The organism is Pseudomonas sp. NBRC 111130 (genome assembly GCF_001320485.1).
In the GTDB taxonomy this organism is placed as follows: Bacteria; Pseudomonadota; Gammaproteobacteria; order Pseudomonadales; family Pseudomonadaceae; genus Aquipseudomonas; species Aquipseudomonas vlassakiae.
Genome location: NZ_BCBG01000020.1, coordinates 28,216 through 51,626, shown reverse-complemented (window position 1 = coordinate 51,626; position 23,411 = coordinate 28,216). Strand labels below are relative to the sequence as shown.

Here is a 23,411-nt window from a genome sequence, read left to right as displayed (position 1 = left end):
AACAGAGAGCCCCTTGCGAGTGAGCAGAAAATAGGGCGGTCGGCGAGGCGCCGAAAGGCGGGTTACGGCATGAGGTGTTCAGTTTTACTAAAGGCTTGCCTCTTCGATCCAGGTCGCCCCCGGCCATTGCCGCTGGCTGACCACCTGGTGAGCAACGTCGATGATCACCCGGCGTGCGGCCAGCGCGGCAGGGGACAGCTCATCCTCCGCCAGGGTCGCCAGCAGGTTGCGCCGGCCAACGTGGGCGTCGCTGATCTGCGCGACCCGCAGCCCGCTTTCACCGCTCAGCGCCGCTGCGGCTCCGGGCTGGATGGTCGCCGCATGGCCTGCACGCACGGCGTTCATCAGCACGGCCAGGCCATCGACCTCCATGATGATGTTGGGCACCAGGCCGGAGCGTTCGAATGCGGTCATCAGGGTCGAGCGCAGCCCATGCTGGGCACTGGGCATGACCAGCGGCAGCTGGCCCAGGTCGGCCAGTTGCACACTGTTTCCCGGCGCATGGGCCAGCTGTGGCGGGCTGATGACGAATAGCTTTTCATCCAGCAGCGGCGTCACGCTCCAGCGTTTGCCACCCTCGAGCTGGAACAGGATCGCAAGGTCGATCTGCCGGGCGTTGAGCTGCGCGGCGAGGTGCCCGGAGAGCATCTCCACCAGGTGCAGCTGGATGTCGGGGTAGCGCTCGCGCATGGCACTGATCAGCGGCAGCGCGAGCACGGTCGCTGTGGTCGGTGGCAGGCCGACGGTGACATAGCCGCTCATGCGCCCACGGTGGGCAGCCAGGACGGCGTTCTCGGCCTGGCGCAGGCTGAGTTGGGCATGGTGCAGAAACGCCATGCCGGCGCTGGTTGGCGTGACACCTGTGCTGCTGCGGTTGAGCAGGCGGGTGCACAGCTCGCTTTCAAGCTTGGCGATCTGCTGGCTCAGGGCAGAGACGCCGACCTCCAGTTCGAGCGCGGCGCGGCCGAGGCTGCCGTGTTCGATGATCTTGATGAAGTAGCGCAGTTGCCTGAGTTCCAAGGGGGCTCCTGAGGAAAGCAGAGGAAATGAGGGTTGGGCGTTAGTGTAACGTGCCTGCTGCGTCAGGCTTGTGCTCGGTGCCCTGCGGCCGCAACTGCCGTTACCGGATCATGCGCTTTCGCGGATAATCAATTCGCATTGCAGCAGGTTCAAGCGTTCCACTTCACCCTCATGGGCCACGCATCCCAGATGCTGCAACACCCGCATGGCTGCCAATTCGCCAATTTGCCGCGACGGGGGCCGCAAGGTGGTCAGGCTGGGTAACAGCATTTCGGCGAAGGGATAGTCGCCAAAACCGACGATGGCCATGTCCTCGGGCAAGCGCAGCCCGGCACGTTGGCCGGCCAGGAGTGCGCCGGCGGCCAGGTTGTCGTTGGCGAAGATGATCGCGTCAGGACGAGGGTCGCGACGGATCAGTGCCTCCATGGCCTGCTTGCCGGCTTCAAACGGCGCGCAGTCAGTCGACGGCACGAAAACCCACGGCTCGAGCCCGGCTTCACGCAGTGCTTCGATATAGCCATCGCGCCGCTCCAGCGCGCTGAGGTCACCAGCCGCGCTGTTCTGCACGAAGGCTATGCGCCGGTGGCCCTTGCCCAGCAGATAGCGACACGCCTGCACACCCACCTGGTGATGGCGGAAGCCAACCTGCAGCGGGGACCGTTCCGGGCGATAGTCCCAGATTTCCACCACCGGTACTTCGGCCTCGGTGAGCATCTTCTCGGTGGCCGGGCTGTGGAAATGGCTGGTCACCACCAGCGCTGCCGGCGACCAGCCGAGAAAGGCCCGCACGGCGCTTTCTTCCTGGGCCTCGCTGAAATAGCTGGACGCCAGCAATAGCTGGTAGCCATGCCGGGTCAAGGTGTCGCTGAAGGCCTGGATGGTCTGCGCGAATATCGGCCCGGAAATGTTCGGAATGACCATGCCGACGATACGGCCACGGGCAGAGGCGAGGCCTCCCGCCACCAGGTTGGGCACATAACCTAGCGCTTGTACCGCGGCCTCGATGCGTTCGCGCAGAGGTGGGGATACCTGCCCGGGCTGGTTGAAGTAGCGCGACACGCTGATGGCGGACACGTCGGCGGCCCGCGCCACCTCCGCGAGCGTGACACGGCCCGCGCCACGGCGCTTGCGGGTGGGTTCCTTGGCTTGGCTCACAGGCTGGCCTCGATGAGAAATGCCGCGATGGTAGCGCTAACGAAGGCGGATATGCCAAATAGCTTTATGGAATATAAATCGTATTTTTAAGTATTTGACCTGCTAAGTATGCGCCTCTGATACTTGTTGATGTTAGCGCTAACAAGCGCGGCTGTTGGCAAGCGCCTGCCACTCGCACGAGCGAGACCAGACACCCACAGCATTACCCGTGTCGGCCCCCGTGCGGGCCATGGTCTGGTCTTTCAAGGCAGTCGCATCATGCACAAACACCGCAAGGCAATCCCGTTCAAGCAACGCCAACCACTGGCCGCCGCTGTATTGCTGGCTGCCATCGGCCAACCCACGCAAGCGGCCGAACCCGCGCCGCAGGCCACGTCGCTGGACGCGGTGACCGTGACCGCCACCCGCCGCGAGTCGACCTTGCAGGAGGTGCCGGTGGCCGTTTCGGTGGTCGATGGCGAACAGCTCGAACGTGACAATCGCAACAACGTCGCCAGCATCGTTCAGCAGGTACCCACGCTCAATTACCGCGCCGGCGCGTCGAACAAGGACACCTCGTTGTTCATTCGCGGTGTGGGGACCATTTCCACCTCGCCCGGCGTCGAGCCGACCGTGGCGACCGTGGTCGATGGCGTCGTGTTCGGCCGCCCCGGTCAGTCCACCCTCGACCTGCTCGACCTGGAGCGTATCGAAGTGCTGCGCGGCCCGCAGGGTACGCTGTTTGGCAAGAATGCTTCGGCGGGCGTGCTGAACGTGGTCAGCAAGGCCATCCCTGAACAGACACAAGGCTACGTGGATTATTCGCACTTCGGCGGTGGCGACGAAAACCGCCTGCGCTTCGGCATCGGTGGCCGCCTGAACGAGCAGTTCAAAGGCTCGTTGAGCACCTTGTGGGGCGACTACGACGGCAATGTGGAAAATGTCGCCAATGGCCACGACGTCAATGGCTACCAACGCAAGGGCGCCCGAGGCAAGCTGGAGTTCGAGCCCAGCGATGAGCTGCGCCTGACACTGATCGCCGACTACATGAAAGGCGAGGACAGCTTGCCCAGCGGGGTGATCACCAGTGCCAGCACGGCCATCGCCAACCAGCTGCGCCCGGTTACGCCGAGTGCGCACAACCGCGACATCAACAGTGACTTCAAGACCCACGTCGAAGACGAGAACCAGGGCCTGTCGGCACAGCTCGATTGGCAGCTGGGCGACTACACGCTGACCTCCATCAGCGCCTGGCGTGGCTGGGACAACACCCAGTACCAGGATGGTGACCGCCGCGCTTTATTGCCGGTCACGGCTTCCCATGACAAAGGCACCGTGGACTATGACCAGTACAGCCAGGAGTTTCGCCTGACGTCGCCCAAGGGGCAGTTCAATGAGTACGTGCTGGGCGCCTTCTACATGCACGGCACCTCCAACGAGACCTATCAGCGGCTTTCGGTCAACGGCGGGGTGGCCAATACGGGCAGGGCGGATTACTCGACGACCAACGACAGCGTCGCGCTGTTTGGTGAAAACACCTTCAACTTCACCGACGATTTGCGCGCCATCTTCGGCTTGCGCTGGACCCATGATGACCTGGAGTACGACCACCGTCGCGTATCGACTTCAGCCACGGCGGTCACCGGCATCCAGCCGTCGACCGCCAGTTCCGGCTCGGTGGACGAAGACGGCTGGAGTGGCCGTACCGGCCTGCAGTACGACTTCAACGACAACCTCACCGGCTACGTCACCTATTCGCGCGGCTACAAGGGGCCGGCGTACAACGTGTTCTTCAACATGCAACCGCGTGATACCCAGGCGCTCAAGCCGGAAACATCCGACGCTTACGAGGTCGGCCTGAAAGGCACCGCGCTGGATAACCGCCTGATGGCCAACCTGGCGGTGTTCCACACCGATTACGATAACTACCAGGCCAACTTCTTCGACACCGTGGCCAACCAGGTGGTGACCCGGCTGGTCAACGCCGGCAAGGTCAAGACCCAGGGCGTCGAGCTCGATGCCAGCTTCCAGGCTACTCGTCAGCTGAAGTTCTCCGCCGCTGCGGCCTACACCAAGGCGCGGGTCGATCATTTCAACTGCCCGGTCGGGGCGGCGGCCAATTGCAACATCGACGGCGGCCGCCTGCCGTTCACGCCGGACTGGAAGACCTATGTGCGCGCCGACTACGTGATCCCGCTGGAGAACGGCCTGGATGTGGAACTGGCCAGCGACTACAGCTGGCAGGACTCGGTGCAGTTCAGCCTGGACCAGAACCCGGACACCGTGCAGGGCGCTTATGGCATCTGGAACGCCAGCATCGCCCTGGCCGACTACAACGACGGCTGGCGCGTGGCGTTGCTGGGCAAAAACCTGGGTGACAAGTCCTACGCGCAGATGCTGGCCAGTGGCGGCGACTATATCTACCGGGCCGTGCCGCGTGATGACGGGCGTTACTTCGGCGTTCAACTGCGCAAGGATTTCTGACTGTGCGAGCACTGCAAGGAGACAGAGCATGAGTCGTCAAATGAGCCTTGGGGCCTTTCTCATGGCCACCGGCCACCATGTCGCCGCCTGGCGTCACCCGGATGTGCCCGCCGACCCGCTGGACTTCGCCAGCTACCGGCGCACTGCGCAAATCGCTGAAGCGGCCTGCTTCGACGCGCTATTCGTTGCCGACAGCGTTGCCGCCGCCAGTGATGCATTGGCCAGTCGCAGCGCCCGGTCGGTGTATTTCGAACCCTTGACCCTGCTCTCGGCGCTGAGCATGGTGACCGAGCGCATTGGCCTGATCGCCACGGCCACCACCAGTTACAACGAGCCCTACCATGTGGCACGCAAGTACGCCTCGCTCGATCATCTCTCGGGCGGCCGTGCCGGCTGGAACCTGGTGACATCCGACGCCGCCGCCGAGGCCGGCAACTTCGGCCGCGATGCGCATATTCCCCATGCCGAGCGTTACGCCCGGGCCCGCGAGTTCCAGCAGGTTGTGCAGGGCTTGTGGGACAGCTGGGCGGATGACGCCTTCGTCCGGGACAAGGCCAGCGGCGAGTTTCACCGGCCGCAGGCCGTGCGCAGCATCGACCATGCGGGTGCGCATTTTCGGGTTCGCGGTCCGCTCAATGTGGCTCGCTCACCCCAGGGCCGACCGGTGCTGGTCCAGGCCGGGTCATCCGAAGCTGGCCGCGAGCTGGCTGCCGAAAGTGCCGAGGTGGTGTTTACCGCGCAGCCCAGCCTGGCCAGCGCCCAGGCGTTTTATGCCGACCTCAAGGGGCGCCTGGCCCGCTACGGGCGTCGCGACGATGAACTGAAGATCATGCCGGGCGTGTTCGTCATGGTCGGCCGCAGTGCCGCCGAAGCCCAGGCCAAGTACCAGCAGTTCCAGGACTTGGTCGACCCCCGTGTGGGGGTTGCCTTGCTCGGCCGCATGCTCGGCAACTTCGACCTGTCCGGCTACCCGCTGGACGGCCCGCTACCGGCACTGCCACTGACTGAAGATGGCCAGCGCAGCCGCCAGCGACTGCTGACCGAACTGGCGGGGCAGGAGCAGTTGACCCTCGCCGAGCTGGGACGGCGCATCGCTGGCGGGCGAGGGCACTACAGCCTGATCGGTACGCCGACGCAGATCGCCGATGCGCTGCAGGCCTGGTTCGAAGGCCACGCGGCCGACGGCTTCAATGTGCTGGTCCCGCACCTGCCGCAGGGGCTCGAAGACTTCGCCAGCCTGGTGGTGCCCGAGTTGCAGCGCCGGGGCCTGTTCCGGCGCCAGTATCAGGGCCACACCCTGCGCGAGCACTTGGGCCTGCAGCGGCCCGCCAATCCCTATTTTGCCGAGTGAGGTCACCCATGAGCTACATTGCTAACCCTGAGCGCTATGCGCGCATTCCCTACCGTCGCGTTGGCCGCAGCGGCCTGGTATTGCCGGCCCTGTCCCTGGGCCTGTGGCACAACTTCGGCGATGCGACGCCGATCGACACCCAGCGTGCCTTGCTGCGCACGGCCTTCGATGCCGGCATCACCCATTTCGACCTAGCCAACAATTACGGCCCACCCTATGGCAGTGCCGAGCGCAACTTCGGCCGCCTTCTGCGAGAAGACCTGCGCAGCTACCGCGACGAACTGATCATTTCCAGCAAAGCCGGCTGGGATATGTGGCCGGGGCCTTACGGCCAGGGCGGCAGCTCACGCAAGTATCTGATCGCCAGCCTTGACCAGAGCCTCAAGCGTCTGGGGCTGGACTATGTGGACATCTTCTACTCGCACCGCTTCGATGCCGAAACGCCGCTGGAGGAAACCGCAATCGCCCTGGCCGATATCGTGCGCCAGGGCAAAGCGCTGTACATCGGCATTTCTTCCTATTCCGCCAACAAAACCCGCGAGATCGCCGCGCTGCTGGCCGAGTTGAAGGTCCCGCTGCTGATTCACCAGCCTTCGTACAACCTGTTCAATCGCTGGATCGAGCAGGACTTGCTCGACACTACCGAGGCGTTGGGCGCCGGTGTCATCGTGTTCACCGCACTGGCCCAGGGGCTGCTCAGCGACAAGTACCTGAATGGCATTCCCGCTGATGCACGGGTCAACCGCCCCGGTGGCGGCTCGCTGCTGCCGCAGCACCTGTGCGAGGCCAACCTGGCACGCGCCCGTGCGCTCAACGAGATTGCCCGTCGCCGCGGGCAGAGCCTGGCGCAACTGGCGTTGGCCTGGACCTTGCGCGACCCGCGGGTGAGTTCGGCACTGATCGGTGCCAGCCGGCCCGAGCAGATCACCGAGAATGTTGCAGCACTCGACAACCTGGCATTCAGCCTCGAAGAGCTCGCCAAAATCGACCGCCATGCCGTTGAAGGCGGGATCAACCTGTGGGAAAAGCCCTCGACCGACTGGAAGGAGTGAGCCATGCGCGTACTACGCTTTGCCGCGCTCGTACTGCTGGCGCTGGCCGGTGCCGTTCATGCCGCAGACCCCGCGACACTGCGCATCGGCTATCAGAAAGGCTCTATCAGCCTGGTGCTGGCCAAGCAGCACCGGCTGCTGGAACAGCGGTTCGCCAGTACACATGTGCAATGGATCGAATTCCCGGCGGGGCCACAGATGCTCGAAGCGCTGAACATTGGCAGCCTCGATATAGGTTCCACCGGGGACATTCCGCCGATCTTCGCCCAGGCCGCCGGTGCAGACCTGCTGTACATCGGCGCCGAACCTGCAAAGCCGAAGGCCGAAGTCATTCTGGTACCCAAAAGCAGCCCGATCACTTCGGTGACTGAGCTCAAAGGCAAGCGTGTCGCGCTGCAGAAGGGCTCCAGCGCCCACAACCTGCTGTTGCGCAGCCTGGCCAGCGTGGGTTTGAGCATGCGCGACGTGCAACCGGTGTACCTGGCGCCGGCTGACGCCAGGGCAGCCTTCGAGCGTGGCAGCATCGATGCCTGGGCGATCTGGGACCCGTACTATTCGGCCATCGATCTGGAAGGCAAGGCACGGCTGCTGGGGGATGGCGAGGGGCTGGGATTGATCGGGCCATTCATGCTGGGAGCGCGTGGTTATGTCGAAGCCAATGGCGATTTCATCAAGCGCTTGCTGGCGCAGATCTCCGAGGCTGAGGCGCTGACGCGCAGTGACGAGGCCGGTAGCGTCCGTGTACTGGCGCAGTTCATGGGGCTGCCGGAGGAGGTGGTACGGCGCAGTTTCAGCCATCGGCCGGCATCGCCGTTGATACCGGTGAGCGAGGAAATCGTCGCCGCGCAACAGCGCACCGCGCAGCTGTTCTTCGAGAACCGGCTGTTGCCCAAGCGGGTCGACATTGCCGGAGCGGTCTGGCGTCAGGATTGACGTGCTGACCGAAGCTCAGCCCTGGGCGAACTGCAACAGCCTGTCGCCCTCCAGCCGATAGCGTACCCACTCCGCTTGCGGTTCGGCGCCCAGCGATTGGTAAAAACCGATCGCGGGCTCGTTCCAGTCCAGCACGCTCCACTCGAAGCGTCCGCAACCTTTGGCCACGGCTTCGCGAGCGATGTGCCGCAGCACATCCCGACCTGCGCCGCCGCCACGTTGTTCAGGGGTGATGTACAGGTCTTCCAGGTAAATGCCGTTGCGGCCTTGCCAGGTCGAGTAGCTGTAGAAGTACACGGCAAAGCCGATGGCCTGGCCACCGCGCTCGCAGATCAGGCTGTGCACGGTGCTGCCCTCATCAAACAGGCTGTGCTCGATATCGGCCAGGGTGGCGACCACTTGGTGACGGGCGCGCTCGTAGTCCGCCAGCTCGGTGATGTAGGCGAGAATCTGCGCGGCATCGGCGCGAACGGCGGGGCGGATGGTCAAGCTCATGCAGGGCTTCCTTGTGCTTGGCTGAGGGTGCGCGTGGTGAACGGTACAGTAAGGTGTATGTGCATAATTTAATGCAGCTGTACCGGTCGCAGGGTAAGGCGACTCCGTTAGTGTGACAGCTCCTGCAATACTTCTGGAATGCCTGCCATGCTTGCCTCTGCCGACCTGCTGACCGCCTTCGTGCTGTTTGCCTTCGTGTCCTCGATCACTCCTGGGCCCAACAACACCATGCTGCTGGCCTCGGGCGTGAACTTCGGCGTGCGCCGTTCGATCCCGCATGCCATGGGCATCAGCGTCGGCTTCATGGTCATGGTGCTGGCGGTGGGCCTGGGCCTGGGTGAGGTGTTCAAGGCCTGGCCAGTGCTGTACACCGTGTTGCGTTACACCGGTGCGGCCTACTTGTTGTACCTGGCGTGGAAGATCGCCACCTCAGGGCCGCTCGGCGCTGACTCGCCGAGCGCGCGCAAGCCGTTGGGGTTCTGGGGGGCGGCGGCATTCCAGTGGGTCAACCCCAAGGCCTGGGTGATGGCGGTCGGGGCAATCACTACCTACACGCCCGCCCAGGGTTACGTGATGAATGTGATCGTCATCGCCGCGCTGTTCGCCCTGGTCAACCTGCCCAGCGTCGGCGTCTGGGTGATGTTCGGCAGCGCCCTGCGCAACCTGCTGCAGAACCCGCGCTGGCTGATGCTGTTCAATGTCCTGATGGCCTTGCTGCTGGTGATATCACTCTACCCGCTGCTGTTTGTAGAATCGGCGTTTTCATGACCCTCTGAGTACCCGATGCAGTTGATTCCCTGGTCCCATGACAGCTCCGAAGGCTTCACCCTGCGTGGCTGGCGCTCGCCAGTCAGCGGCAAGCCCTTGCTGCACTTCCTGCACGGCAACGGCTTCTGCTGCCTGGCCTACCAGCCGTTGCTGCTGAGCCTGAGCGAACATTTCGATCTTTGGCTCTGTGATGTCCAGGGCCATGGTGACAGCGACCATGGCGGTGAATTCCGCGGCTGGAACCGTACCGCCGCGCTGGCGGTAGAGGCCTTCGAGGCCGGTCGTGGTGAATATGGCGAGGTTCCCCGGTACGCCGTGGGGCATAGCTTCGGTGGCGTGCTGACCGGCTTGATGCTGGCCAGCCAGCCGGGCTTGTTTGCCCGCGCCGTACTGCTCGATCCGGTGCTGTTCAGCCGGCGCATGATCGGCGTGATGGGCGCCGCTGCGCTGGTAGGCCTGCACCGCCGGCATGCCTTGGCGCGCAAGGCCGCCAGCCGCCGCAGCCATTGGCCGGACCGGGACGCGGCGCGGGCCTCGCTGCACGGGCGTGGCATCTTCAAGGGCTGGACCGACGCGGCGCTGCAAGCGTATGTCGAGCACGCAATCGGGGACTGCGGCGAGGGGGTGGTGCTGAAATGCCGGCCCAGCCGCGAAGTGGAGATTTTCAGCTCGTTCCCTTCGCGCATGTGGGCGCAACTGGTTTCCATCCAGACGCCTACGCTGGCACTGCATGGCGAACACACTTATCCCTTCGTGCCGCATTCGGTGCAGCGCCTGGCCCGCCTCAACCCTGCAGTCAGCGCCAGCCAGGTGCCTGGCGGGCATTGTTTCATGCAGGAAGACCCGGCCATGGCTGCACAAAAGGTGCTGGGCTATCTGAAAGCAGAATGATTGTTCTGTTGGTGGAACGATGAGTGCCATTTCAACTGGCTACCGGCTTATTGGTCTCATTGGTAAGGTTAACCCAGCCAAGAGAGGAGACTTCTCATGAAAAAGATCCTGGGTATCCACCGCAGTCCCCACGCCCATTGGGTGGGTGATGGCTTCCCGGTGCGCAGCCTGTTCACCTATGACAACCTGGCCAGCAAGATCAGCCCGTTCCTGCTGCTGGACTATGCCGGCCCGTACGACTTCAGCCCGACCAGCACGCAACGCGGTGTCGGCCAGCACCCGCACCGTGGTTTCGAGACCGTGACCATCGTCTATCAGGGCGAGCTGGAGCACCGCGACTCGACCGGCGCCGGTGGCCTTATTGGCCCTGGTGACGTGCAGTGGATGACCGCTGCCAACGGCATCATCCATGAAGAGTTCCACTCACCGGCATTTGCCCGCAGTGGCGGTTCGCTGGAGATGGTGCAGCTGTGGGTCAACCTGCCGGCGCGTGACAAGCGCGCGGCTGCCGGATACCAGACGCTGCTGTCGACGGATATCCCCGTGGTGCAACTGGAAGGCGATGCCGGCAGCCTGCGGGTCATCGCCGGTGGCTATCAGGGGCATGCTGGCCCCGCGCGGACCTTTACCCCGATGGATGTGTGGGACCTGCGCCTGAAAGAGGGTGCCAGCCTGCAACTGCCGATTGCCGACGGCCACAATGCTGCTCTGGTGGTGTTGCGCGGTACCGTGCGGGTCAACGGCGAGCGCGAAGCCGGCCCGGCCAGCCTGGTGTTGCTGGAACGCGGTGGTGAGGATGTGGCGATCGAGGCGCTCGAAGGCACCAGCCTGCTGCTGCTCAGCGGTGAGCCGATCGATGAGCCTATCGTGGGTTATGGTCCGTTCGTGATGAACAGCCAGGCGGAGATTGCCGAGTCGTTCGATGATTTCCACGCTGGGCGCTTTGGGCAGATGGCGGGCGAGGGGGCTGGCCTGGATCATTGATTGCCTGTACTGGCCTGTTCGCGGGCGTGCCCGCGAACAGGCCGGTACAAACCCTGCAAATATTGGCATGATGCTGCGATGCCTCTGTCCCGACTGCACGCCGTTCACCGCTCGTTCAATGCCTTCGGCCAGCACACGTTGTGGCTGCGCTACCCCACGCCCTACCATTGGCCTTCGACCCAGGCCTTCCTGGCCGCGCGCTGCATCCCCGGCATCGAAACCTTCAGCGCTGGCACCTATCGCCGCAGTTTCCCCGTGGCTGGCAAACACGGTGTACTCGAAGCCCGGCCCGCCAGTGGCAATCGCCTGTTTATCCAACTCAGCGGCGTGCCTGCCGCCGCTGTCCCCAGCCTGATCGCCCGAATTCGCCGCTTCTTCGACCTCGACGCCAACCCGACACGCATCGCCACCGAACTGTGTCGCGACCCCTTGATGGCCAGGCTGCTCGCCGCCCGCCCGGGCTTGCGCGTCCCTCAGGGCTGGGACGCCTGCGAGCAAGCCATGCGCACGGTGCTTGGCCAGCAGATCAGCGTGGCGGGTGCCATGACCCTGGCCGGGCGCCTGGTGGCGCGTCATGGCCAGCCACTTCGTCAGCCGTCCGATGGCCTGACCCATGTCTTTCCGACGCCGCACGTGCTCGCCAACGCCGACCTGGAAAACCTGGGCATGCCCCGGGCACGCGCTGCCACCCTGGGTACATTGGCGCGGGCACTGCTGGCAGAACCAGAGCTGCTGCGAAAGGGCCAGGGCCTGGAGCCGCTGTTGGCCAACCTCTGCCGGCTGAAAGGCATTGGCCCCTGGAGCGCCCTGTATCTGGCGCTGCGCCAGGCAGGCGCCGCTGATGCGTTGCCGCTGGGCGATGTAGCGCTGGTCAAAGCCTTGCGTCTGCTGGAAGGGCCCGACGCCCAATTGGCCGAACGTGCCCAGGACTGGCGCCCCTGGCGCGCTTATGCGGCGCAGCATCTATGGGCGTCCCTGGGCGACAAATAGTCCGTTCAGCGACCGCCTGTCGTGAAGTGCCAGCATCCGATCGAACGAGCGGTGCTGCCCGCCGTTCTTCCACTAAGGTGCTAAGTGATTCCTCGCACGATCATTGCCCCAGCGCATGGACGGCCGCTTGGGCATGCGCAATATCAATTGGCACCCTGCCTGCCAAAGGCGTACTCACACACAACAGGCCATCCAGTACAGAGAGGGTCGTACTATGTCGTTGATAGGAGTTTCGATGCTGGAAATGCGGCAGATCATCGAGCAGGCTTGCCTGCCCGACCGCTGCGAAGTCAGCTGCCCGGACGGCACCACCCTGACCATTCGCCTGGGTCAAGGGCAAAGCCTGGAGGAGGGCGTGACCCTCTCCGGGGTCTCATTGCAGAGCTTGAACAGTTGTCGCGACCTGGTGAATCTTGTCGGTCAGTTGCACACCCTGCGGGACAGCCACCCGGCGGCACTCAGGGCCATCGCCTGAGCAGCCGATGCGTACCGGTCAGCCGAGGCTGGCCGGGCGCACGTATTCAGGCATCAGCCCGTGGCTCCAGAACAGGATCATCGAAACCAGGATGGTCACCAGCAACAGCAACCCCACCCCCCATACGCAGCTGGCAAACAGCATGGCCTGCTCTTTGCGCAGGCGCAGGAAGGTCTGCAAGCCGCCGTACAGCAATACCGTGGCATAGGCAGACGCGGCGACCAGCGCCAGCAGTGCCAGCCAGCGGATCGGCACCAGCCCAACGACGCCGGCGAAGAACCAGGGCGTTGCGCAGTAGGCGGCAAAGCCGATGCATTGATTGAGCGTCGGTTGCGCATCGAAGCCGCGCGACATCCAACGGATCATCACCCCCATCAGCATCACCCCGACCACCGTGGTGGCATACAGCAGCCCGGCCAGTTGCGCGGCGCTGGCCATGCTCAGGCGCACACGGTCTTCGGCGGCCAGGCTCCAGCCGAAGGTGGTGGTACCCACGAACAGGCACAGGGCAGGGACCAGCGCCAGCGCAAGCAGGCGCGGCAGGTATTGTTGCGGGTGGTCCTCTTCGGCGCGGCGGATGTCGATCCAGGCGTCGGAGGGGCGAGTGAAGAGCTTGAGCAACGGGCTGTTCATGGCGATCTCCAGAAGGCAAGCCTTGTAGTTATGGAGATCCGCCGCTTGTATCAGGTTCAGCCTGACATCTGGCCGTTGATCGGCTTATTGCAGTTCCAGCAGCAGGTTCAGGCCGCCATCGCCGCATTTGCCTTGATCGCGGACCACGCCGTGATAGCTGCGCCCGTCCCACACGAACGCCACGCTGTGGGCGCGCTCGACCTTGTCTGGCAAGGGTGGACAGATATGCAGTCGCAGGCCAGGGCGGCCCTGCAGATTGAGAGGGGCGAGCTGGCACTGGCATTCCACGCTCAGGGCGACCGGGCCGAACAGGGTGTCACGGACGTAGTCGAGTTGCAGGCTGGAATTGGGCGCACGGCCTGGCATCTTCATGGCCGCAGGGCTCCTGGGCGCTGGCACGGAAGGGAAGACTGGGTAGGCATTGGCGGCAGGCTCCTGGCAAAAGGATGGCACGTATCATCTTTTGGAAGCTTACCGGAGCTGTATGTTCAACTTGTTTCATGGGGTTTCACGGTTTTTTTTGCAGTGGGCCGACGAAGGGCCGCGTGGCCCGGCGCCTCGTCAGTCAGCCGCTTTGCAGTGAATCATCTGCGTTCAAGCCTGGTGGATTGAACAGGTACTTCTTCAAACGCTTCGGGTGGCGCAGGTGCTGCTCGTACATTGAAGAGGCGGCAGATGACGTACCAGCAGATAGCTAGGCAAAAGGTTGTAAGGAAACAGCACGGCCCAGAACGGCAGTTGCCAGTTCCTCTTGCCCTGCATTTCACCGAAACGACAATGCATATCATCCCCCCGATTCGGGGAATTTCCATGGGGGATCCTCCCCAAATTGGTCCTTTTCCATTGCTAACTTACTGAAATAGCAAGTTATTTCCTTGTGGCACACACCTTGCTGCCCTCTATGCAGTGTTCCTGCGTCCCGGAGGTGCAGCATGTCGATCTCGTCCAAAGGCCCCGTCCTGACATCACTTGTCCTGGCCTTGTTTGGCTGGGAAGCGACCAGCGAGAGCGAGGCTGCCGTGCAGTGCCAACGCACCCTGGTGGCCAACGTGGTAGCCCTGGACCAGCCGCTGATGTTCAACCGCCTGGGTGCGCAGAACGCCAACGGCATGATCTTCGCCCTGCGCGAGGATGTGGTGGATGACCGCCAGGTCCCGCTGAGCAGGGGCGGTGCCGCAGTGCCGGGCAAGGTCACCCTGCGGCCAGACAAGCGACCACGGCCGATCGTGCTGCGCGTGGCCGCCGGCGACTGCCTCACGGTCAACCTCACCAACCTGCTCGACTACCGGGCCAACCCCAACAAGCATGGCATCGAGGCGGAACAAGTCGAAGGCCTCGAACTGCCGAAAGACCCAGCTGCCGAAGGCTTCGTCGCCGACGAGCAAGTCGCCGAGCGCATGGTCGGCTTTCAGGTCAACGGCATGCAGGCGGTCAACAGCATCGCCGACATCTCTGCCAACACCGGCCGTAACGGCAACTTCCTGGTCAGCCCCGGCAGCACCCGCAGCTACACCTTGTTTGCCGAACGCGAAGGGGCGTTCGCCGCTACCAGCAAAGCCGCCACCTTTGGCGGCGAAGGGGCTGCCGGCAATGTCGCCAACGGCCTGTTCGGCCAGGTGGTGGTGGTCCCCAAAGGCGGGCGAACCTACCGCAACACCCTGACCGAAGAAGAAATGCGCCTGGCCACCACCGGCCGCACCGCCGCTGGCCAGCCGGTGATCGACTATGAGGCCCGCTATCCACAGCGCGAACCCTGGATCACCGAGGGCAAGGCCGGCAAGCCGATCATCGCGATGATCGACGGCAACCAGATCCTCAGCAGCGAAACCGACGCCATCGTCATGGGCCCCAACCCTGATGGCAGCTTCCCCAAGTCCACCTACCCACTGGAAAGCATCGGCAAGCGCAACCCGGCGCTGCCCAACCGGCTCGAGGCGTTTCGCGACTTCGCCTCGCAGTTCGCCGATGAGGTGGCCGGCACCCAGGCCTTCCCTGGTTACTGGGCAGACCCGGTGATGGGGCATGTACTGGAACCGGCGCGCGACGCGTTCATGATCAACTATGGCTCCGGTGGCATGGGCGCCGAGGTGGTCGCCAACCGCCTGGGCGTGGGGCCGATGCATGACTGCCTGTCGTGCGCCTACGAAGAGTTCTTCCTCAGTGCGCACACCGTGGGCGATATCGGCACCCTGGTCGATGTGCCGGCCAACGTCGGCCTCGAACATATCCGCCCCGGCGAAGTGCCGCCGGCAAGCGCCACCGGGGTCAAGGCCAGCATGGCCCTGTACCCGGCGGAACCGGCCAACGTGCACCACAGCTACATTGGTGACTTCACCAAGTTCCGCAACACCCACAACGGTCACGAGCAGCACATCTTCCACTTGCACGGGCATCAGTGGCTGTTCAACCCCAACGACGACAATTCCGACTACATCGATGCCCAGGGTATCGGTGCCGGCGTCGGCTACACCTATGAGATCGCCAACGGTGGCTCGGGCAACCGCAACCGGGTGGCTGGCGATGCCATCTATCATTGCCATTTCTACCCGCATTTCGCCCAAGGCATGTGGGCCATGTGGCGGGTGCATGACGTGTTCGAGGAAGGCACCCGGCTGGATGTCAGCGGGCAGGGCGAGAACGGTTTTCACAGCACCCCGTTCGCACTGCGCAGCGGCAAGCCAGCGGCGGGCGCCCGGGCACTGCCAGATGGCGAGATCGTTGCCGGCACGCCAATCCCGGCCATTGTGCCGTTGCCAGGCAAGGCCATGGCGCCGATGCCTGGCAAGGTGGTGGTGGTGCCCAAGCTCGCTGCCGGGCAGACGGTCGCCAACAACGATGACCACCCTGAAAGCGAAGGTGATGACGACCACCCCCAGCAGCCTGGCGCTGCCAAGGCGATCGGCTCGCTGGCCCTGGTCGACCGCAGCGAGGCCAACCGCAATGCCGACGGTACGCTGAAGAACCCGGGCTACCCGTTCTGGATCGGCGGCATGGAAAGCAGCGTCGGCAACCGCCCGCCAACCCCGCCACTGGACATGCTCGACCCGGCCCTGGCCCGGCAGCTCAAGGACAGCGGCAAAGCCTTGTGGGCCAACCTCGACCCCAACCAGGTCGATGGCTGGGACGGTGGACTCGGGCGCCATGCGCTGGACGGTGTATCCGCTGGCGGCGAAGCCGTTACCACCACCACCAAACTGGATTTTTCCAAGGTGGTGCACCGGGCCAGGCCGATCTACCTGCCGGAAGAGGGTACCGACGTCGAGCAGGCCGCCATGCAGTTCCATGCCACAGCCGAGCACCCCAGCTACGCGCTGGTCCCTGGCAGCCAACCGGTGCCCAAGGCCTTCCGCACCAACGGCGCGCTGCCGACCGCAGGCGCCCCATTCTATGAACCGTGCATGGATGACCGTGGCAAACGCCTGACCCAGTCTTCGGGCGCGGGCGAATTCTTCAGCGGCGAAAGCCTGAGCGGCATCAACTTCCGTGGCGCGTCTGCCTTCACTGCCGATCGCCCGCGCATCTACAAGGGCGCCAACATCCAGTTCGACGCGGTGTACAACAAGGTCGGCTACCACTTCCCGCAGGCGCGCATCATCGCCCTGTGGGAAGACGCCTGGCCAGTGATCACCAAGCAGCGCCCGCCAGAGCCACTGGTGATGCGCATGAACACCTTCGACTGCACCATGTACCAGCACACCAACCTGATCCCGTCGTTCTATGAAATGGACGACTACCAGGTGCGCACCCCGACCGATGTCATCGGCCAGCACATCCACCTGCCCAAGTGGGACCTGACCGCTGCCGACGGTTCGGCCAACGGCTGGAACTACGAAGATGGCATCCTCTCGCCCGGCAGTGTGGTCGAGCGCGTGCAGGCCATCCGTGCCTTCAACAACTGCACCGAGGGTGACCCCCGCGACGGCACCGCTGCCTGCCCGAAAGCCAAGCAGCATCCGTACTTCGGCCGCTTCGGCCGGGCCGACTGGCTGGGCGCGCGCACCGCCATGCAGCGCTGGTTCGCCGACCCGCTGGTCAACGTGTTCAACGTCGACCGTGGCTTGGGCACCATCTTCACCCACGATCACCTCGGCCCATCGACCCACCAGCAACTCGGGCTGTACGCCACCGTGCTGGCCGAGCCGGCCGGTTCCACCTGGTACCACGCCGAGACTGGCGAGAAGCTGTACAACCCGGCCACCCGCCAGGATGGCGGCCCGACTTCGTGGCAAGCGGTGATCCACACCGGCGACAACGACGGTGACGGCAAGAACGACAGCTACCGCGAGTTCTTCCTCGAGTACAGCGACTTCCAGCATGCCTACGAGGCGGGGGTATATGTTGGTGCCGGCCCGGATGGCATCCCCAATGCCCAGTCGTTCCCGGCCACTGCCGACAGCTTCCGTTACGCCATCAACCCGCCGGTACGCGGCAAGGCGTCGAACCTGCTGGAAGCCATCGTCGAAGAACGTGGCGGCATCAATCCGGGCTGCCCAAGCCGGCCATGCCCGCAGGCGATCTCGGTGGATGACCCTGGCATGTTCGTCGTCAACTACCGTAACGAACCGCTGGCCCTGCGCGTGTTCGACCCGAACAAGGTCGGCCCGGACGGCAAGCGCGGCATGCAGGCCGAGGGCCTTGGCGGTGACCTCAGCTACGCGCTGCAGACCCGCACCGACCGCGCCATCCCGGCCATGAACCTGGCGCCTTCGGCGATCACCTCGGCGGTCGGCCCAACCGGTGGCACCACGCTATTCCCACCGCATATCAACCGCGGCGGTAGCGAGCCGGGCGACCCGTTCACGCCGATGCTGCGCACCTACAGCGGCGACAATGTGCGCCTGCGCATGCATGCCGGCGGCCATGAAGAGGAGCACAACGTGACGCTGCACGGCGTGAAATGGCTGCAGAATGGCTCCGGCTTCGGCAACAGCTCCAACTCGGGCTGGAAGTCATCGCAGATGATCGGCATATCCGAGCAGCTTGGCTTCCTGGCACCGGTGTCGATGATTTCCAGTTCCGCCGCCACCAACGGTGACTACCTGTATTCGCTGGACGCAGCGCTGGAAGGCTACTGGAACGGCATCTGGGGCATCATGCGCAACTACACCGCCCAGCGTGCCGACCTGTTCCCGCTGCCGAACAACCCGCAGCCGGTGGCCATGCGCAACACCGTCAACTTCGACGGTATCTGCCCGAAAACCACGGCCAACCCCAATGGCATTGGTACCCGCGCCACCGTCAAGCGCAGCTACGAGATCGTCGCCGCGCTGGCCAACGACATCCTCGACAACCGCAACGGCGTCGCCATCAACGATATCGCCGGTATCGGCCAGCATGTCGGCGGGCCGCTGAAGGCCAACGGCGGCACCCTGGTGTTCAACAATCGCAAGACCAGCATCCCGCTGGTGAGCGGTGTCGATCCCGAGGACGGCATGCCGTTCAGCATCGGTGGCCACAGTGCGCCGCTGCACGACCCGACGGCCATCCTGTACGTGCGCAAGGCCGACCTCGATGCCAGCACCGGCAAGCTGAAAGCCGGCGTACCTGTGGAGCCGCTGATCCTGCGGGCCAACGCTGGCGATTGCATCAGCATCACCCTGGAGAACCGCTTGCCCGAGGTGATGCCGGACTTGCCCAGCACCGCGGTGATGCACAACGTGGTCAAGCGTGACCGGTTCGACAGCGAAGGCGCCACCGCCTTTGCCAACAACCTGATGCGCCCGTCCAGCCATGTCGGCCTGCACGCCCAGTTGCTGGCCTACGACATCACCAGGTCCGATGGTGCCAACGTTGGTCTCAACCCGGTGCAGACCGTACCGCCCCGGGTCGGCAACAGTGGCGCCTACCCGAGCAAGGTGTACCAGTACTACGCCGGCCACCTGGAGCGTGAAGGCAAGCCGGTACTGCAACTGGGCCGCTCGGTGGACAACATCAACACCACGGCGATCGAGTTCGGCGGCCTCAACCTGACCCCGGCGGACTTCATCAAACAACCGCAGAAGGGCCTGGTCGGTGCCATGAGTGTCCTGCCGCAGACCGCCACCTGGAGCGAAGACACGGCCACTCGCGCCCAGGCCACGGTAAAGGTCACCGGCCAGCCGGACTACCGCGACTTCGTCACGGTCTGGCAGCGCGCGCTGAACATGCGCTGGGCCGATGGTCGCCCGGTGGAAGGCATCAACGCCGAAGGTAATGGTGCGGCGGGCGACCCGCAGGATAACGGCAACATGGCCGTCAACTACCGCACCGAACCGCTGTGGCTGCGCTTCGGCATGGCCCCGGACTCGCCGTTCGGCCACGCCAACGGCCTGGGCTTCGCCGATGTGCCCAACGCCCACATGGCCTACGCCAATGCCCTGGTCGGTGGCGACCCGCTGACCCCGGTGCTGTACGCCAGGCCGGGCCAGCCGGTGCGCAACCACATCGTCATGCCCAGCGGTGGCAGCCGCGGCATGGTCTACCAGCTGGATGGGCATGTCTGGCCGCTGCATGCATACCAGGCCGAAAAGAACGACTCTGATGGCTACCCGATGAACCTGCCTGGTATCGGCTCGGTGCGCTTTGCCAACAACCCGATGAGCATGTACATCGGCGCCCAGGAAAGCGTGCTGCCGGCCGCGCACTTCAGCTTCATGCTGCCCAGTGCCGGTGGCGCCAACGCAGTGCCCGGCGACTATCTGTTCCGCGACTATGCCGCCTACGGCAACCTCTCGGGGCTGTGGGGCATCCTGCGGGTGACCAACGATGCGCCGCCGGCAACTGCGGCGAGCCAGTAAGGGTAGGGGAGCGCGAGCATGTACAAGAACAAGAAGACTCGGCCTGCAGTACTGGGGGTGATGCTGGGTGCGGCGCTGATCGGCCTGGGCGTGGCGTATGAAAAGCTCTGGTGCGACCCGCGCGAGCTGCTGCAGGAGCCTGACGACCCACAGGCGCTGCACCGGCTCAGCCGCGACGGCGTGACGGTGGAGTTCGAGGCGCGCCCCTTGGCCGGCGGCGACGTGCGTGAAGGCGCGTTTGCCAACATCCGCTTCAAAGTCACCGACCAGGCCAGCGGCCAGCCGCTGTCGGGCATGGCGCCGGGGGCCTGGATCGACCCGGCACAGTCGGCACCGGCAGAAGGCGGCAACCGCGACCAGAGCTGCAAGGCCCGTGTTGCTTTGTTCCTCAAGAGCAGCATCGGTGCACGCCCGTTGCTCGACCTGAACAGCTACTTTCTGCTGGTGCTGAACAAGGACGCCAGCCTGACCGTGATCGATCCGACCGTGTCGGTGGGCGGCATCACCAGTACCCTGGCGCGCATCGACCTGCCGGGCCGGCCCATGGACTGGACGGCCACCGGCGACGACAAGCAGGTCTTCGTGTCGATGCCGGAGCGTGGCCAGGTGGCAGTCATCGATACCGAGACCTTCACCCGCGTGGCCACCCTGGAGGCCGGTGAGTCACCGGTCCGCGTGGCCCTGCAGCCGGACCAGCACCGGCTGTGGGTCGGCAACAACAGCAGCGACCCGGCCAAAGGCGGGGTCACGGTAATCGACGTTCCCGCGCGCAGCACCCTGAAGTCATTCGCCACCGGCTCCGGGCACCACGAAATCGCCTTCAGCGCCGACTCACGCTACGCCTTTGTCAGCAACCGCGACGGCGGCACGCTGAGCATCATCGACATCCCCCAGATGCGCCTGGTGAAAACCCTGGAGGTCGGCCCGCACCCGCTGTCGGTGGCCTACTCGGCTTTGTCCCAGGCGGTCTACGTCACCGACGGCGAAGAGGGCACGGTGCGGGTGATCGATGCCAGCAGCCATCAGTTGCGCCACATCGTCAAGGCCGAGCAAGGCCTCGGGCCGATGCGCTTCAGCGCTGATGGCCGCTATGGCATCGTGCTCAACACCCTGGACAACCAGGCGCTGGTGATCGATGCCAGTACCGACAAGCTGATCCATCGGGTTCCGGTGGCGGCCGAACCGTATCAGCTGACCTTCACCAAAGGCTATGCCTACATCCGCGGCCTGGCCTCGCCCAAGGTCAGCATGATCAACCTCAGCAGCCTGGGCGAAGGGCGCCAGCCGATCGTGCAGGGTTTCGAAGCCGGCCCCGCGGCGCCCCGCCAGGCCGGCGACCTGCCACTGGCCCAAGGGTTGGCGGTGTCGCGTGACGACAATTCGGTATTCGTGGTCAACCCGGTGGACAACACCACCTACTTCTACGCCGAGGGCATGAACGCCCCGATGTCTGGCTACAACAACCGTGGTCACCAGGCCCGCGCGACCCTGGTCATCGACCGCAGCCTGCGTGAGCTGGCACCCGGCGTGTATGGCTCGACGGTGAAGATGCCGGCGGCAGGCAGGTTCGATGTGGCCTTTCTGCTCAACCAGCCGCAGATCATCCACTGTTTCAGCACCGAGGTGGCCGCGGCGCCAGCGGCAAGCAAGCGCCGGGGGGCGCATGCCGAGTTCATCGGCCTCGACCAGCCCATGGCGCAGCAAACGGAATTCACCGCCAAGGTACGCATCGTCGGCGACGACGGTCGGCCACGGCTGGGCCTGGGCGACCTGACCCTGCGCTACTTCCTGGCGCCGTCTTCGCTGCCGCGCAACCTGCCGCTCGAAGAGGTGGGTGAGGGCGTGTACCAGGCGGCGTTGACCTTGCCCGAAGCCGGCGCCTGGTACCTGCATGTGCAATCGCCATCGCTCGGGCGCTCGTTCGCCGAAGAAAACTACACCAGCCTGCGCGTGCTGCCAGCCGCAGCGGCTACTGCTTCCCAGACCGAAGTGAGGCATGTGCGATGAACGCCAAGCATTCTTTCCAGCTGCTTGCCCTGAGCCTGGCATTGGCCAGCAACCTGGCACTGGCCCATGCCGGCCATGACCACGAAGGCCACGCCGGGCCGCCGCCGATGGCCCACCAGGAAAAGGCCAGCGTGCGCTTTGCCGACGTTCCGCTGCTCAACCAGGACGGCATGCCGGTGCGCCTGGAGCACGACCTGGTGGGCGAGCGCCTGGTGATCATGGGCTTCATCTACACCAGCTGCACCACGGTGTGCCCGGTGGTGTCGTCGATCATGGGCAAGGTCCAGCAACAGCTGGGGGGGCGGGTGGGCGAGGAGATCCAGCTGGTGTCGATCAGCGTCGACCCGCAACGTGACGACGCCAAGCGCCTGCAGGGCTACGCCAAAGCCTTCCAGCATGGCCCGGGCTGGAGCTGGCTGACCGGCTCGCAGTATGCAGTCACCGAAACCCTCAAGGGCCTCGGCAGCTTCAGTGCCGACCTAAGCCAGCATCCGCCGCTGATTCTGGTGGGTGACGGCCGCACGGGCCACTGGACCCGCTACTACGGCTTCACCGACCCGGCCGTGCTGGTCGAAGAAATCAACCGCCTGAGTGCTCGTCGCGTCCACGCCAAGAGCACCGCCATCGCCGAACGCAGTGAGGTGCAGCCATGAGCAGCACAACCCGCCACACCACGATGCGCAGCACTGACTGGCTGGCCCTGGTGGCCGTGCTGTGGATCCTCAGCGCGGTAGCGTTTGCCCATGAGGGCCATGGGCCACAGGGGCCCAGCCCGCAACCGGCACCGCCGGCCATGACCAGCGGTGGAGGCACCCGCGATGCGCAGGCGTGGTTCACCGACACCGTGCTCAAGGACCAGAACGGCCGCGAGCTGCGCTTCTACAGCGATGTGCTCAAAGACAAAGTGGTCATGCTCAACGTGATATTCACCCGCTGCACCGACGCCTGCCCGCTGATCACCCGCAAGCTGCGTGAGGTGCGCGACGCCATGGGGCCAGCGCTGGCCAGCCAGGTGACCTTCGTGTCGATCAGCAGCGACCCGCTCAACGACAACCCGGCAGCGCTCAAGGCCTTTGCCGAGAAGCAAGGCGTGGACAGCGCCAACTGGCTGTTCCTCACCGGCGACAAGGCTGATGTCGACCTGGTGCTGGGGCGCATCGGCCAGTTCCTGCCCAGCCCCGAGCAGCATTCGACGCAGCTGATTGCCGGTGACGTGGCCGGCAAGCGCTGGAGCAAGATCCGCCCGGATGCACCGCCTGCGGCCATCGCCCAGCGCATGCAGCTGCTGGCGCAACCGTTGGCTGGGCGATAGCCGCCATGGAATTGCGCAATTCTTGTAGGAGCGGCCTTGTGTCGCGAAAGGGCTGCAAAGCAGCCCCGGCCATTCGTGCATTAATGCTGATTCACTGGGGCCGCTG

Annotated in this window: 18 protein-coding genes and 1 pseudogene; 13 read left to right on the top strand and 6 right to left on the bottom strand. The window is 64.6% G+C overall.

What is annotated here, in order from left to right; translation table 11 throughout:
• Positions 1 to 87: 87 nt before the first annotated feature.
• On the bottom strand, positions 88 to 1,020 hold the full coding sequence (locus APH33_RS11755) for a LysR substrate-binding domain-containing protein (protein ID WP_054885300.1): 933 nt from the start codon (positions 1,018 to 1,020) through the stop codon (positions 88 to 90).
• A 108-nt stretch (positions 1,021 to 1,128) separates the two neighbouring features.
• A complete protein-coding gene (locus APH33_RS11750; RefSeq protein WP_054885299.1) occupies positions 1,129 to 2,175 on the bottom strand; it encodes a LacI family DNA-binding transcriptional regulator in 1,047 nt (348 codons plus the stop codon).
• 258 nt (positions 2,176 to 2,433) lie between these two features.
• On the opposite strand from APH33_RS11750, the gene APH33_RS11745 reads away from it, so the two are divergent.
• The 4 genes from APH33_RS11745 to APH33_RS11730 are packed head-to-tail and all read left to right on the top strand — an operon-like array spanning position 2,434 to position 7,974.
• Positions 2,434 to 4,638 (top strand): TonB-dependent receptor, encoded by a 2,205-nt coding sequence (locus APH33_RS11745; RefSeq protein ID WP_082433567.1) that lies wholly within the window; start codon positions 2,434 to 2,436, stop codon positions 4,636 to 4,638.
• Positions 4,639 to 4,666: 28 nt separating this feature from the next.
• The gene (locus tag APH33_RS11740; protein WP_054885298.1) at positions 4,667 to 5,989 is read left to right on the top strand and encodes an LLM class flavin-dependent oxidoreductase; all 1,323 of its coding nucleotides are present in this window, start codon (positions 4,667 to 4,669) and stop codon (positions 5,987 to 5,989) included.
• An 8-nt stretch (positions 5,990 to 5,997) separates the two neighbouring features.
• On the top strand, positions 5,998 to 7,041 hold the full coding sequence (gene mgrA, locus APH33_RS11735) for an L-glyceraldehyde 3-phosphate reductase (RefSeq protein WP_054885297.1): 1,044 nt from the start codon (positions 5,998 to 6,000) through the stop codon (positions 7,039 to 7,041).
• Between the two features lie 3 nt (positions 7,042 to 7,044).
• On the top strand, positions 7,045 to 7,974 hold the full coding sequence (locus APH33_RS11730; protein WP_054885296.1) for an aliphatic sulfonate ABC transporter substrate-binding protein: 930 nt from the start codon (positions 7,045 to 7,047) through the stop codon (positions 7,972 to 7,974).
• A gap of 15 nt (positions 7,975 to 7,989) precedes the next feature.
• On the opposite strand, the gene APH33_RS11725 is transcribed toward APH33_RS11730, so the two are convergent.
• Positions 7,990 to 8,469 (bottom strand): GNAT family N-acetyltransferase, encoded by a 480-nt coding sequence (locus APH33_RS11725; protein ID WP_054885295.1) that lies wholly within the window; start codon positions 8,467 to 8,469, stop codon positions 7,990 to 7,992.
• 138 nt (positions 8,470 to 8,607) lie between these two features.
• Between APH33_RS11725 and APH33_RS11720 the strand changes: the two genes are divergently transcribed.
• The 5 genes from APH33_RS11720 to APH33_RS11700 all read left to right on the top strand — a co-directional run bounded on the left by APH33_RS11720 (position 8,608) and on the right by APH33_RS11700 (position 12,577).
• Positions 8,608 to 9,237, top strand: coding sequence for a LysE family translocator (locus APH33_RS11720; RefSeq protein ID WP_054885294.1), 630 nt, complete (start codon positions 8,608 to 8,610; stop codon positions 9,235 to 9,237).
• A gap of 15 nt (positions 9,238 to 9,252) precedes the next feature.
• Positions 9,253 to 10,128 carry an alpha/beta fold hydrolase gene (locus APH33_RS11715; protein ID WP_054885293.1) on the top strand — a complete coding sequence of 292 codons (876 nt, stop codon included), beginning with the start codon at positions 9,253 to 9,255 and terminating at the stop codon, positions 10,126 to 10,128.
• 96 nt (positions 10,129 to 10,224) lie between these two features.
• Complete coding sequence (locus APH33_RS11710) at positions 10,225 to 11,112, top strand: pirin family protein (protein WP_054885292.1); 888 nt, start codon at positions 10,225 to 10,227, stop codon at positions 11,110 to 11,112.
• A 78-nt stretch (positions 11,113 to 11,190) separates the two neighbouring features.
• Positions 11,191 to 12,102, top strand: coding sequence for a DNA-3-methyladenine glycosylase (locus APH33_RS11705; protein ID WP_082433565.1), 912 nt, complete (start codon positions 11,191 to 11,193; stop codon positions 12,100 to 12,102).
• Between the two features lie 214 nt (positions 12,103 to 12,316).
• Positions 12,317 to 12,577 (top strand): DUF1652 domain-containing protein, encoded by a 261-nt coding sequence (locus APH33_RS11700; RefSeq protein ID WP_054885291.1) that lies wholly within the window; start codon positions 12,317 to 12,319, stop codon positions 12,575 to 12,577.
• Positions 12,578 to 12,595: 18 nt separating this feature from the next.
• On the opposite strand, the gene APH33_RS11695 is transcribed toward APH33_RS11700, so the two are convergent.
• From APH33_RS11695 to APH33_RS27650, 3 genes and pseudogenes are all read right to left on the bottom strand, one after another.
• Positions 12,596 to 13,210, bottom strand: a complete 615-nt coding sequence (locus APH33_RS11695) for a Yip1 family protein (protein WP_054885290.1) — start codon at positions 13,208 to 13,210, stop codon at positions 12,596 to 12,598.
• An 84-nt stretch (positions 13,211 to 13,294) separates the two neighbouring features.
• Entirely contained in the window at positions 13,295 to 13,582 is a 288-nt protein-coding gene (locus tag APH33_RS11690; RefSeq protein ID WP_054885289.1) for a hypothetical protein, read from the bottom strand.
• 212 nt (positions 13,583 to 13,794) lie between these two features.
• Positions 13,795 to 13,978: pseudogene (locus tag APH33_RS27650) on the bottom strand (hypothetical protein); the annotation flags it as partial.
• Between the two features lie 164 nt (positions 13,979 to 14,142).
• Between APH33_RS27650 and mnxG the strand changes: the two are divergent.
• From mnxG to APH33_RS11670, 4 genes are read left to right on the top strand one after another with little or no spacing between them, the layout of a single operon-like run.
• Positions 14,143 to 19,986, top strand: a complete 5,844-nt coding sequence (gene mnxG, locus APH33_RS11685; RefSeq protein WP_054885288.1) for a manganese-oxidizing multicopper oxidase MnxG — start codon at positions 14,143 to 14,145, stop codon at positions 19,984 to 19,986.
• Between the two features lie 18 nt (positions 19,987 to 20,004).
• On the top strand, positions 20,005 to 21,993 hold the full coding sequence (locus APH33_RS11680) for a cytochrome D1 domain-containing protein (protein WP_054885287.1): 1,989 nt from the start codon (positions 20,005 to 20,007) through the stop codon (positions 21,991 to 21,993).
• The gene (locus tag APH33_RS11675; protein WP_054885286.1) at positions 21,990 to 22,646 is read left to right on the top strand and encodes an SCO family protein; all 657 of its coding nucleotides are present in this window, start codon (positions 21,990 to 21,992) and stop codon (positions 22,644 to 22,646) included. The genes APH33_RS11680 and APH33_RS11675 overlap by 4 nt, the downstream gene beginning before the upstream one ends.
• Positions 22,647 to 22,669: 23 nt before the next feature.
• Positions 22,670 to 23,305, top strand: a complete 636-nt coding sequence (locus APH33_RS11670) for an SCO family protein (protein ID WP_371263250.1) — start codon at positions 22,670 to 22,672, stop codon at positions 23,303 to 23,305.
• Positions 23,306 to 23,411 lie beyond the last annotated feature (106 nt).